This window comes from Streptomyces sp. NTD91 (assembly GCF_059510455.1).
The window spans coordinates 299,893-312,320 of the sequence record NZ_JCAJZW010000004.1; the positions used below are offsets into that span (position 1 = coordinate 299,893).

The 12,428-nt window shown below is 73.7% G+C and carries 7 protein-coding genes and 1 pseudogene; 5 read left to right on the top strand and 3 right to left on the bottom strand.

Annotated features, from left to right (window positions below; genetic code table 11):
• The first annotated feature begins 85 nt into the window (after nucleotides 1-85).
• Both AC5WRT_RS07455 and AC5WRT_RS07460 read left to right on the top strand, forming a co-directional pair.
• Nucleotides 86-2,161 (top strand): asparagine synthase-related protein, encoded by a 2,076-nt coding sequence (locus tag AC5WRT_RS07455; protein WP_496100026.1) that lies wholly within the window; start codon nucleotides 86-88, stop codon nucleotides 2,159-2,161.
• A 176-nt stretch (nucleotides 2,162-2,337) separates the two neighbouring features.
• Nucleotides 2,338-4,158, top strand: a pseudogene (locus AC5WRT_RS07460) (AfsR/SARP family transcriptional regulator); the annotation flags it as partial.
• 122 nt (nucleotides 4,159-4,280) lie between these two features.
• On the opposite strand, the gene AC5WRT_RS07465 reads toward AC5WRT_RS07460, so the two are convergent.
• Both AC5WRT_RS07465 and AC5WRT_RS07470 read right to left on the bottom strand, forming a co-directional pair.
• Entirely contained in the window at nucleotides 4,281-5,168 is an 888-nt protein-coding gene (locus tag AC5WRT_RS07465) for a sigma factor (RefSeq protein WP_496092322.1), read from the bottom strand.
• Between the two features lie 459 nt (nucleotides 5,169-5,627).
• Nucleotides 5,628-6,410 (bottom strand): TetR/AcrR family transcriptional regulator, encoded by a 783-nt coding sequence (locus AC5WRT_RS07470; RefSeq protein ID WP_496092017.1) that lies wholly within the window; start codon nucleotides 6,408-6,410, stop codon nucleotides 5,628-5,630.
• A gap of 375 nt (nucleotides 6,411-6,785) precedes the next feature.
• On the opposite strand from AC5WRT_RS07470, the gene AC5WRT_RS07475 reads away from it, so the two are divergent.
• Both AC5WRT_RS07475 and AC5WRT_RS07480 read left to right on the top strand, forming a co-directional pair.
• Complete coding sequence (locus tag AC5WRT_RS07475) at nucleotides 6,786-8,165, top strand: NAD(P)/FAD-dependent oxidoreductase (protein ID WP_496100027.1); 1,380 nt, start codon at nucleotides 6,786-6,788, stop codon at nucleotides 8,163-8,165.
• A gap of 132 nt (nucleotides 8,166-8,297) precedes the next feature.
• Nucleotides 8,298-9,944, top strand: a complete 1,647-nt coding sequence (locus tag AC5WRT_RS07480) for an ATP-binding SpoIIE family protein phosphatase (RefSeq protein WP_496092015.1) — start codon at nucleotides 8,298-8,300, stop codon at nucleotides 9,942-9,944.
• Nucleotides 9,945-10,157: 213 nt separating this feature from the next.
• On the opposite strand, the gene AC5WRT_RS07485 is transcribed toward AC5WRT_RS07480, so the two are convergent.
• Nucleotides 10,158-11,417 carry an MFS transporter gene (locus tag AC5WRT_RS07485; RefSeq protein WP_496092321.1) on the bottom strand — a complete coding sequence of 420 codons (1,260 nt, stop codon included), beginning with the start codon at nucleotides 11,415-11,417 and terminating at the stop codon, nucleotides 10,158-10,160.
• Between the two features lie 134 nt (nucleotides 11,418-11,551).
• Between AC5WRT_RS07485 and AC5WRT_RS07490 the strand changes: the two genes are divergently transcribed.
• Entirely contained in the window at nucleotides 11,552-12,103 is a 552-nt protein-coding gene (locus tag AC5WRT_RS07490; RefSeq protein WP_496092014.1) for a MarR family winged helix-turn-helix transcriptional regulator, read from the top strand.
• Nucleotides 12,104-12,428: the final 325 nt, after the last annotated feature.

A 12,428-nucleotide genomic window follows, 5' to 3' on the forward strand; every position in this document is an offset into this window, starting at 1 on the left:
GCCGACCCTCCACGGCGCCCCCTTCGTGGCAGCATGGGGTCCGGTTCGTACGGTGCACTGTTGTCCACAGGCTGTGGAGGCGTCGATGCGGTGGTTGGTGGGGTGGAGCAGCACCGCCGCGAGCTTCGCCGGAATCGGCTCCGCGGGTGCCACCGGCTACGACGGCGAGACCCTGCATCCGGTCGGCTCCCACCTCCTGTGGGGCGACCCGGATCCGCTGTGGGCCGTCGGCGACTGGCGGCCGGACGAGGTGCGCGTGGTGAAGGCCGACGCGGACAACCGCATCGCCGTCCTCGGCATCTGCGGCGCGTCCGACGACGAGCTGCGGCGCGGCCTGTTCACCGCGCGCGGGGGCGCGCTGCGCCATCTGACGACCTGGCCGGGCAGTTACACCGCCGTCGTCAAGGTCGGTCGCCGCATCACCGTCTGCGGCGATCTCGCGGGCGCCCGCCCGGTGTTCCACACCCCCTGGGCCGGCGGCACCGCCTACGCCACCGCAGCGCTGCCGCTGGCCGATCTGATCGAGGCCAACCTCGACTTCGGCCACCTGGCCGCCCTGCTCGCCGCCCCGGACGTACCGGCCGCGCTGCGCGACACCACCCCGTACGAGGGCGTACGGCGGGTCCCGCCGGGACACGCGCTCGTGCTGCGCGCGGGATCGCGCGAGATCGCCGGGTACGAGCCGGTCGCCTCCCTCGCCGTGGCCGCGCCCCCCGCCGACCCCGACCGCGCCGTGGACGCCGTACGGGACGCCCTCGTGGAGGCGGTACGCGCGCGTCTGTCGGCACCCCGGCACGTGCCCGACCTCGACCCCGGGCCGGTGCCCGGCATGGGCCCGGCCGAGCGGCGGGCCCGGCGCGGCATGCCCGTGCCCGGCATCGGCGCCGACCTCTCCGGTGGCCCCGCCTCCGGCACACTCGCGCTGCTCGCCGCCGGGCTGCCCGGCAGACCCGGCACGCTCCTCGGCCACGGCACGGGCGCCGGCGAGCGGCTCCTCGCCGTCACCTTCAACGACCTGGCCGTCGGCGGCCGCGAGGCCGAACTGGAGCGCGCCGGCGCCCTCGCCGCCAACCCGCGCCTGCACCACGTGGTCGTCACCGGCGCCGAGGAGACCCTGCCGTACGCCGAGCTCGAGGGCCCCCTCACCGACGAACCCGGGCCCTCGCTGGTCACCGCCGCACGCCATCGCGCCCGGCTCGCCGCCGGCAGCGCCGACCACTTCACCGGCCACGGCGCCCGGCAGGCCCTGGACGCCCACCCCGCCCGCCTCGCCGATCTCCTGATGGACCGTAAACGGCGCCATCTGGTGCGCCCGGTCGCCGCGCTCGCCAAGGCCGACGGCTCGGTGATGGTCCCCGCGCGCGTGTACGGAGCCGCCCGCCGGCTCGCCCGCACCCCCTACCGCACCGGCCTCGAGGTGCTGGCCGAGCGGCTGATGCGGCGCCGCTTCGACGAGCCCAAAGGAGCGGTCGGCGCGTCCCTCGCCGCGCTGACCTGGGCCAGACCCGGGCCGGCCGCCCGCTGGCTGACGGGGGAGGCACTGGCCGAAGTATCGGTTCTGCTCCAGGCGGAGGCGGACCGCTCGGCGACCGGCGCCCAGCGTCCCGGTGAGTACCGCGCGCGTGCCGCCCTCGCCCGCTACGCCGCCGACCTGCGTGTCCTGGAGCAGGCCGCCGAGATCCGTTCCCAGCGTCTGCACGCGCCGTTCCTCGACAACCAGGTGGTCCGCGCCTGCCGCGCCCTCCCGGAGGCCCTGCGCGTCCAGCCGGGCGCCCGCTCCACGATCCTCCGTACGGTTCTGGAGGGCGCCGGCGTCACCGACCTCCCGCCCGGCTGGGGCGCCCCCTCCCACGCCTCGTCCGCAGCGGCCGCCCGCGCGGGCGTGCGGGTGGCCGCCGACCCGCTCCAGGACCTCTTCGCCAGCCCCCTGCTGGCCGACGCCGGCCTGGTGGAGGCCCGCGTCGTCCGCAAGGCGCTCCGCTCGGCGGCCGACGGGGAGGCCCTTCCCCTCGACGGCCTCGCCGACCTGATCTCCCTGGAACTGTGGCTCCACCGCCTCCTCTCCCGCCGGGGCACGTGCTGGACGGGGACACCGGCACGGGCGCGTGCGGTGCCCTCCGGGATCCAGCCGCGGCGGGGGGCTCTGGCTCCCGGTGCGTGAAGGCTCGGGGCGCCGTCCGCGCCCTTCCGGGGCCGCAGTGCCGCCGGCGTCACCGTGCAGCGGCACCTCCCGACGAGCAGCGCCCGGACCCCGCTCGGTACGGCACCGCTCACCGAACCGGCACCGCTCGGGCAAACCCCGTCGCCCCGCCCCGCACTCCCCGCGACAATGACCGGGTGCGGTACAGAATCCTGGGCGTGACCCGAGCAGCGGACGACCAGGGCACCCCCCCTGCCCGTCGGCGGCCAACGTCTCCGCACGCTGCTGACCGTCCTGGCGCTGCGCCCGGGCCGCACCACCACCCCCGAAACCCTCATCGACGAGATCTGGGCCGACGGCCAGCCGAGCGACGCCCCCGCCGCACTCCAGGCCCTCGTCGGCCGCCTCCGCCGCACCCTCGGCCGCCACGCCGTCACGTCCACCCCCGGCGGCTACCGCCTGGAGGCGACCGAGGACGATGTCGACCTGTACGTCTTCGAGCGCCTCGTCCACACCGGCACCAAGGCCCTCGCCGCGGCCGACCCGGCCACCGCACCCTCACCGAGGCCCTCGCCCTCTGGCACGGACCCGCCCTCGCCGACCTCTCCGACCGCACCGCCGCGACCCGCCCGGAGGCCCTGCGCCTGGAGGCCGCCCGTGCCCGCGCCGCCGCCGCCCTCGAACTCGGGCGCGCCCCCGACGTCGTACCGGAGCTTGCGGAACTCACCGCGGCGCACCCGCTGGACGAGCCGCTGCACGCGCTCCTCATCCGCGCCCTGCGCGGCACCGGCCGCCCCGCCGCCGCCCTCGCCGTGTACGAGTCGGTCCGGCGCACCCTCGCCGACACCCTCGGCACCGACCCCGGCCCGGAACTCCGGGGCCTGCACGCGTCGTTGCTGCAACAGGAGGCACCGGCGCCGTCGGAGGCGCGAGCCACGCCCGCCCAACCCCCCGAGCGCACCGGCAATCTCCGCCCCCGTCTGACGTCCTTCGTCGGGCGGGAACCCGAACTCGAGGCCATTCGTTCCGATGTGCACAGGGCTCGCCTGGTCACGCTCACCGGACCGGGCGGCTCGGGAAAGACCCGTCTCGCCGAGGAGGCCGCCGCAGGGCTCCCACAGGCGTGGCTGGTCGAGCTGGCCCCGCTCGAGCATCCGGAGGCGGTGCCCGGCGCGGTGGTCAGCGCGCTCGGTCTGCGCGAGACGGTGCTGCTGACCAACGAGCTGGCGAGCCCGCAGGCCGACCCCGTCGCCCTGCTGATCGAGCACTGCGCCCCGCGCAGCCAACTCCTGATCCTTGACAACTGCGAACACGTCATCGGCGCGGCCGCCGCCCTCGCCGAGACCCTCCTCACCCACTGCCCGGGGCTCACGATCCTCGCGACAAGCCGTGAACCCCTGGGCGTCCCCGGTGAGTCGGTTCGCCCGGTCGAGCCCCTGGTCCCGGAGCAGGCGCACCGCCTGTTCGCCGAGCGCGCCGAGACAGTCCGTCCCGACGCCGAGGCGGTGCTCGCCGACACCGAGGCCGTGGCGGAGATCTGCCGCCGCCTGGACGGGCTGCCGCTCGCCATCGAGCTGGCCGCCGCCCGGCTCAGGCTGCTGACCCCGCGGCAGATCGCCGACCGGCTCGACGACCGCTTCCGCCTGCTCACCTCCGGAAGCCGCACGGTCCTGCCCCGCCAGCAGACCCTGCGCGCGGTCGTCGACTGGTCCTGGGACCTGCTGGACGCGCACGAGCGCACGGTGCTGCGCGAGGTGTCCGTGTTCGCCGGCGGCCGGGACCTCGCCGCCGCCGAGGCCGTGTGCACCGGCCCGGTGGCCGATCTGATCGGCGCCCTGGTGGACAAGTCCCTCGTCGTGGCCGCACCCTGCGGCCCCGACGGCTCCGGCGGCATGCGCTACCGCATGCTGGAGACGATCCACGAGTACGCCACCGAGCGCGCGGCCGAGGTCCCCGGACTGCGCGCGACGGCCGAGCGCCGGCATCGGGCGTGGGTGCGGGCGCTGGTCGAGGAGGCGGCCATGGCGCGCGGCAGGTTCACCGAGGCCCGCGGCGAGTACGAGGAGGCGCTGCGCCTCGCCTACGAGGTGGGGGCCTACGCCGAGTCGCCGTTCCTGAAGGCGCGGCTCGCCGAGATCGCCTACCGCTCCGGCGACCCCGAGGCCGCGCTCGCCGTGCTGGACGAGGCGGGTGCGGCCGCCGACCGGTACGCGGTGCCGGAGTCACGCGCCTTCGTGCTGCTGATGCGCGCGCACATCGCCCTGCACTCCGGGCAGATCGCCCACGCCCGCGAGCTGTACGAGAGGACCCGTGCGGTGGCGCGCGGCGGCACCCCGCCACCGCAGTTCGACGCGGCCCTGCGCACCGCCGAGGCGCTGCGCGAGGCCGTGGACCGGCGGTGCTCCGAGGCGATCACGGCGGTGCTGGTGGACACCGCGGCCGGGCTGCGGGCCCGGTGCGGAGATCTGGCCGGTGCGGTTCGGCTGTTCGCCGCCGGGGACCACTGGCGTGACGGCAACCCGCGCCCCGAGCCGGAGGCCGGCCAGGCCGCCCGGGTACAGGCCGACGCGCGCGGGGCCCTGCCGCCCGGGCGCCACGAGTCCGAGCGCGCCCGTGGCGCCTGCCTCGGCGTGGCGGGTGTCCTGCGCGAACTCGGCGCGGCGGCGCCCGCCGAACGCCGCCGGTGACGGTCGGCCGTGGCCACCGCAACACCGGCCGCGTACGAGGACCGGGCCGACCCGCCGCTGACGGCGACCGGAGCCACCGGCAGGTCGTCGACGAGCTGCTCGCGCCGGGCGGACTTCGCCCAGTGCACGGCGACACGCCGTACCGAGGTCAGCAGACAGGCGCGGATGGCGTGCTTGGGCCCACAGTCCCCGCGCACCGCCTGCAGCATCCGCGCGAAGACCTCTGCCGTCAGGTCGTCGGCGGTGTGCCCGTCTTGGCAGCAGGTGTGCGCACAGCGGCGTACGGCTTCCGCATGCCGTCGGTACAGCTCCTCGTACGCGGAGTCGTCACCGCCGCGCATCCGCTCGATCAGCAGGCCGTCGTCGGGCGGCGTCTCCCGGAGCGGCGGCAGCACACTGCCCTCGCGCCGGGCCGGCACGCTCTCGCCGCCCCCACGGAAGTCGCAGGTCCGCCCTGGTTCGGCACCTGTGGGCGCTCCGGCCCGGCAGCCTCCGCGCCCGTGTCGTCACCGCGTGCCCCGTCCCGCTCGTCAACGCCCGTCGCGGAAAGCCCCCGACCCCCGACCAGCCCAGTCCGTCACCGGCACAGGGCGCCATGCCGACTCCCGGTCAAGGCCCGCGTGTGAACGGCATCCACTCATCCGAGGGCTTCGGCCGCCACGGGCTTCCGGCAACTGCTCGAAAGAGTGAACTGCGACCCGCTGAGGGGCGCGAGGCCGTGTTCGACCCGCGGCCAGGCCGCGGAACCGGGACAGGCCGCGACGGACCCGCAGCCCGGAGGCCACGGGTCCGTCCACCCGCTACGCGGGACGCGACCGCAGCCCCTCCAACAGGATGTCCAGCAACCGCGCCGACGCCGCCGCCTGCTGTGCGGCGTCCGGCAGGGACGGCGCCGCCGTGGCGATCACCAGCAACACGTCCCCCACCGACACGTCCGCCCGCAGCTCACCGGCCGCACGGGCCCGCTCCACCAACTGCCCGACCACATCGAGCAACGTCCCGACCCCGGTGTCCTCGGCGCCCTTGACGGATTCCGGCACCAGCCGAAGCTCCCCGCCTCCCGGCTGCACCCGCTGTTGCGGCACCCGGGCCTCTTCGGCGGCCCCCACCGGCGCACCCGGCGCGGTCGGACCGGTGGAGTCCGGCGCGGAGCCGACCCGCAGCACCTGCGGCGGCAGCAGCCGCCCCGCACCCGACGCCACGGACGTCCGCAGGAACCGGGACAGCGCCGACCACGGCTCGTCCTCCTGTCCGAGCGCCGCCCGCGCCTGCTCGGTCAGCCGCGCGGTCTCCTCCTCGGCAATCCGCCGGACCAGGACGTCCTTGCTGGGAAAGCGCCGGTACACGGTGCCCACACCCACCCGCGCGCGCCGTGCCACGTCCTCCATCGGCGCGCCGTACCCCAGCTCGCCGAACACCTCACGCGCCGCACGCAGCACGTGCTCCAGATTGCGCTGTGCGTCCACCCGCAGCGGTGTCGTACGCGCAGAGTCCGCGCGCCCGTTGCCCGCCGCCGCGCTCATCGCCCCGCCGCCCTGTGCGAGGGCGGCTGCGGTTGACCAATGCGTGTCCTGAGCATGCATGTATTCCCCCGGTAATGACGTCTCCCCCCGGAGACTCCCCGCCTGTGCAGCGAAGTGCGTGGAACTGACGTCGTTCTCGACCGGGTCCGCCCGTCGCGGCACCCGTTCGCCCACATTCCCTACACCCCGTCGACACACGAACATAGTTGAGAGGGAGTCAATTCAGAAGGGGCAGGTTCCGCACAGTGCGCCCCCCGATCGGAGTACGGGTCTGCTACATCCCTTTTCGTCGCCTTCACGCCCTCTCGTCCGCCCCCGCTGACCTGCCCCCTTTCGTCCCGTCCCGACGGCACGCCCGGTCCCGCGCACCCCCGGTCGCCGGTCACACACATTGCCGAGGCTGTGGACAAACAACTGCGCGGGGTGCGTCATGGGATGGTGAAGGAACGTGCGCGCATTCTGGTTGTCGGCGGCGGCTACGTCGGGATGTACACGGCACTGCGGCTCCAGCGCAAGCTGAAGAGCGAGCTCAGACGGGATGAGGCCGAGATCACCGTAGTCACCCCGGACCCCTACATGACGTATCAGCCGTTCCTCCCAGAAGCGGCCGCCGGTTCGATCTCCCCTCGTCATGTCGTCGTACCGCTGCGGCGCGTCCTGGACCGGTGCCATGTCGTCGTCGGCGAGGTGACGTCCATCGACCACGCGGTGCGCACCGCCGCCGTCACCACGCTCGCCACGGCCGAGGAGGGAAACCCGGCCGAACTCCTCGAGTACGACGAACTGGTGCTGGCCCCCGGCTCGATCTCCCGCACGCTGCCCATCCCCGGCCTGGCCGAGCACGGCATCGGTTTCAAGACCGTCGAAGAGGCGATCAGGCTGCGCAACCACGTCATCGAGCAGATGGACATCGCCTCCTCCACCCGCGACCCCGCGATCCGCGACGCCGCCCTCACCTTCGTCTTCGTCGGCGGCGGCTACGCGGGCGTGGAGGCACTCGCCGAACTGGAGGACATGGCCCGCTACGCCGCGCGCTACTACCACAACGTCCGCCCCGAGGACATGCAGTGGATCCTCGTGGAGGCCTCGGACCGGATCCTGCCCGAGGTCGGCGCCGAGATGGGCCGCTACACCGTGACCCAGCTGCGCCGCCGCAACATCCAGGTCCTGCTCGAAACCCGTCTGGAGTCCTGCGCCGACCGCGTCGCCGTCCTCAGCGACGGCCAGCGCTTCCCGACCCGTACGGTCGTGTGGACCGCCGGCGTCAGGCCCAGCCCCCTGCTGGCCGCCACCGACCTGCCGCTCACCGAGCGCGGCCGGCTGAAGTGCACCGCCCAGCTGACCGTCGACGGTGCCGAACACGCCTGGGCGGCCGGAGACGCCGCGGCCGTACCGGACGTCACCGCCGCCGCACCCGGCACCTGCACCGCCCCCAACGCCCAGCACGCCGTCCGCCAGGCCCGCACACTCGGCGACAACATCGCCCACGCGCTGCGCGGCGAACCGCTGGAGACGTACGCCCACCGGTACGCCGGCTCGGTGGCCTCCCTCGGCCTGCACAAGGGCGTCGCCCAGGTCTACGGCCGCAGGCTGAAGGGCTACCCTGCCTGGTTCATGCACCGCGTCTACCATCTCAGCCGGGTGCCCACCTTCAACCGAAAGGCCCGGGTCCTGGCGGAATGGACCCTGGCCGGACTCTTCAAAAGGGAGATCGTCTCGCTCGGTTCGCTCGAACAACCCCGGGCGGAGTTCGAACTCGCTGCCGGTGGAAAGCCTCCTCACAGCCCCTCGGACGACCCGAACGGGTCGTCCTGACCGGATCCAGGAACTCCCCGGCCCGCCCAGGCGTCTGACGGATGTCGCCGCGGCGCGCCGCCTGTCAGACTGCCCCACGTCCTCCGACGGGCCGCCCGCCCGCCCTTAAGCACCCACGAGGCTTCTTCCCAAGTGAACTTCACGCGCTGGAGCGCCCGGCTCCCCGGAACGCAGCGCCGCGCCGCCGCGCGGACCGAGACCCAGGTCTCCCCGGACCGGCGGGGGGAAGGCTCCGTGCCCGTTGCCCGTGCCGGACAGCCGGCCGACGGCACCTCCCCGGTGCCCGCCGTCGACGAACTGCCCGCGCGCGACGTCCTCGACCGCGTCCCGGCCCTCGTCGCCCTGGTGCACGGACCCGAGCACCGCATCGCGTACGTCAACGATGCCTATGCGGCGGCCTTCGGCGTACGGCCGGCCGGCGAACCCGCGCGCGAGGCGCTCCCGGAGCTGTCCGAGCTGGGTCTGCTCCCGCTCCTCGACCAGGTGCTGCGCAGCGGCAAGCCCCGCACCCTGAAGTCCCGCAAGGCCGTCGACGGCCGCTCCTACACCTTCACCTGCACCCCGGTCGACGAGGACGGCGACCGCGACGGCGGCGTGCTCGTCTTCGCCACCGACGTCACCGACCACGCCGAGGCCGCCGAGCGGCTGCGCGCCAGCGAACGCCGCCAGCGCGAGACGGCGGTCACCCTCCAGCGCTCCCTGCTGCCGCAGGAACTGGAAGAACCCGACGACCTGCGCATCGCCGCCACCTACCAGCCCGGCGGCACCGAGGCCGCGGTCGGCGGCGACTGGTACGACGTGATCACCCTCGGCGGCGGCCGCACGGCCCTGGTCATCGGGGACGTGATGGGCCGGGGCGTGCGCGCGGCAGCGGTCATGGGTCAGCTGCGGACGGCCGTCCGGGCGTACGCGCGCCTGGACCTGCCCCCGCACGAGGTGCTCCAGCTGCTGGACGGCCTCGCCACCGAGATCGACGCCAACCAGATCGCCACCTGCGTCTACGCCGTCCACGACCCCAACGAGGGCCGCCTGGTGTACGCCTCCGCCGGCCACCTCCCGATCCTGGTCCGTGACGAGAGCGGCACGGTCTCCCGCGCCGACGAGCCCACCGGGCCGCCGCTCGGCACCGGCGGCTGGATGCACTCCTCCGGCTCCATCGCCCTGGGCCCGGGATCCACCGCCGTCCTCTACACGGACGGCCTGGTCGAGCGCCGGGACGAGGACCTGGACGACGGCATCGCGGCGCTGGAGGGCGCCCTCGCCGGCGCGACGGGAACCCCGCAGGTCGTCTGCGACCGCCTGGTCCGCTCGGCCGGTGTCACCGCAGACCACGACGACGACGTCGCCGTCCTCGTCCTCCAGCACCCCGCCCGCACGGGCCCCGACGGCGATCTGTTCCGCAACGCCGCCCTGGAACTCCTCGGGGGCGTCGAGGCGGCCCCTCGGGCCCGTGCGTTCGCCTCCGGCGTGCTGACGAGCTGGCGCTTCCCGGCCGAGCTGCACGACCTCGGCGTCCTCGCCGCGAGCGAGCTGGTCGCCAACTCCCTCCAGCACGGCACGCCGCCGATGCGACTGCGGCTCCGCCGCACCGACCGCCGCCTGATCATCGAGGTGACGGACGGCGACGACCACCTCCCGCGCCGGCGGCGCGCGGAACCGGGGGACGAGTCGGGAAGGGGGATCGCCATCGTGGCGACGATCGCGTCGGCCTGGGGCTGCCGACGCACCCCCGGGGGCGGCAAGGCCGTGTGGTGCGAGTTCGTACTGCCGAAGGGTTAGGGGGTTCTGCATCAGCCCGGGTCCGCGACGCCCGGCACGGCACCTCGCCGCGTTGTGGGACCGCCCGCGTACGCCCACCAGTACGCGGGTGGTCCTCCGCCTTGCGATGCACCCGACCGGACGCCGCGGGCCGTCCGACCTGATCCGAACGAAACCCCCTGGACGCCGAGGGGCCTCCGGCTGTCGCCCGGTGCGGGTGCGTGCCGCCAGGGGCTACGCAGTCATGGCTTCCGCAGGCGCCCCACCCCGGGCGACCACCCGGCTCCCGCGCGCCAGCCGGGGCTGGTCCTGGACGGAGGTCAGCTGTCGCCCGAGCCGCAGCGCCAACACCGTGATCCCCAGCGAGAACGCCAGGAAGGTCACGATGTACGAGGTGGGGAGCGAGGCACCCAGAGGACCTCCCACAGCCGGACCGACCGCCAGCGCAAGCTGCTTGACCAGCGCGAACGCGGAGTTGTACTGCCCGGCCATCCCCTCGGGCGCCAGGTCGGCGACCAGCGGCGCGACCGTCGGCGACAACATCGCCTCTCCCAGCCCGAACAGCGCATACGTCGACACGAACGCGGCCGTCGCCATCTCACGGCTGCCGTGCCCGAGCCCCGCGTACCCCGCGGCGACCCAGGCCACGGCCCAGATCAGACCGACCCCGGCGATGACCCGGGACCGTCGGCTCCGCTCCACGAGCTTCAGCACCGCGAACTGGGCCACCACGATCATCAGGGTGTTCGCCGCCAGCGCCGTCCCCAGTGCCGAAGTGGATATCCCGGCCGCCTCGACGCCGTACGCGCTCAGCCCTGACTCGAACTGGCCGTAGCAGGCGAAGAACAGTACGAATCCCAACACACACAGCTGCACCATCGCCCGGTTCCCGAGCAGTTGCTTCCAGCTGCCCCTCGCCGACCGCGCGGGCGCGTCCGTGATCAGCGGTGAGTGCGGCGTCCGCACGGTCGCCATCACTCCGACCAGCAGCAGGAACATCGCCGCCTCGATGGAGAAGAGCAGCGTGAACGACGATACGCGCGTGGTGTCGACGAGATGACCGCCGATGAGGCCGCCCGTACCGAGCCCCAGGTTCTGCAGGAAGAACTGCACGGCGAACGCCCGCGACCGCGTGTCGGTCGTGGAGCAGTCCACGATCATCGTCGCCAGCGCCGGCTGCATCACGGCCTGACCGGCACCGAGCGCCGCGGCCGACACCAGTACGGCGTCGGCGCTGCCCGCGAGGCCCAGACTCAGCGCGCCGAGCGCGGCGGTGGCCAGGGCGGCGAGCAGGACCGGCAGCGGGCCGCGCCGCACGATCGCCCGACCGGCGAACGGCAGCACGATCAGCGCGGCCACAGCGAAGACGGCGAGTACGAGACCCGCCGTCACGGCTCCCAGCCCTCGGACCTGCGCCACATAGACGTACAGGTAGGGGACGGTGAAGCCGAGCCCGAACGCGCTGAGTGCGTTGCCCACGTGGATCCGGCGCATCGCTGCGCCCATCGCCCTGGTCACGTTCACCTCTCTCACTAGTTAGTCCTGAAGACTTCAAAGCTAAAGTTCGAAGCTAAAGACTACACATGGAAGGACTTCGACGCAAAGGCGCTGCGTGCGATACTGCGCCCATGGCCGACACAGCCCCCGACGTCACAGAGCCGACGCTCGAAGAGCAGATCGCCGCCTACCAGCGCGAGTTCCAGGACCTGGACCCCCAGGTGGAGAAGATCGTGTCGGCGCTGTCCCGGCTCAACCGCCGGATGAACGTCGCCTACGGCCGCCAGACCTCCGGCCTCGGCATCAGCAATGCCGAGTGGGAGGTGCTCAAGGCGCTCGTCCTCTCCGGCGCTCCCTATCGCATGGGTCCCGGCGACCTCGCCAAGCGGCTCGGCCTCACCCCGGCCGCGATGACCCACCGGATCGACCGCATGGTCTCCGAAGGACTGGTCACCCGTGAAAGGGACGAGTCCAACCGCGTCCGAGTCATCGTCGAGCTGACCCCGGAGGGACGAGAGAAGTGGCTGGAGGCCATGCGCCTGGCGACCGTCTTCGAGGAGGACCTGCTCCAGGACCTCACTCCGGCGGAGCGCGCGGTGCTCGGCGAGGTCCTGACGAGACTCCTGCGCCGGGTGGAGCACGCCCAGCCGGACGCCGGCGGCCGCCTCAGCGACCTCGACTGAGACCGGCGTAAAAAATCTTGACAGAGGGGTGTTGACACGCCCCTGGGCGATCCGTAAAGTTCGTCGGGTTGCCACAGAGCCGTAACGGTTCGTCGGCAACACTAGGCCGCCCCGAGCGGCACCCCTCACACCAGCAGCACGATCTCCCGGACGGGTTGATTTCGGCGTGCCCGAATTCGATTCGAATGGAGCCCGGTACCCCGATTGGGAATCGCCGAGCGGATCCGCTAAGGTTTGGGATGTCGGAACGGCCCAACGGCCCGGAGGACAAGCCCCGCTGACTGGGGGTCAGACGCCGAAAGGGTCTGATAGAGTCGGAACCGCG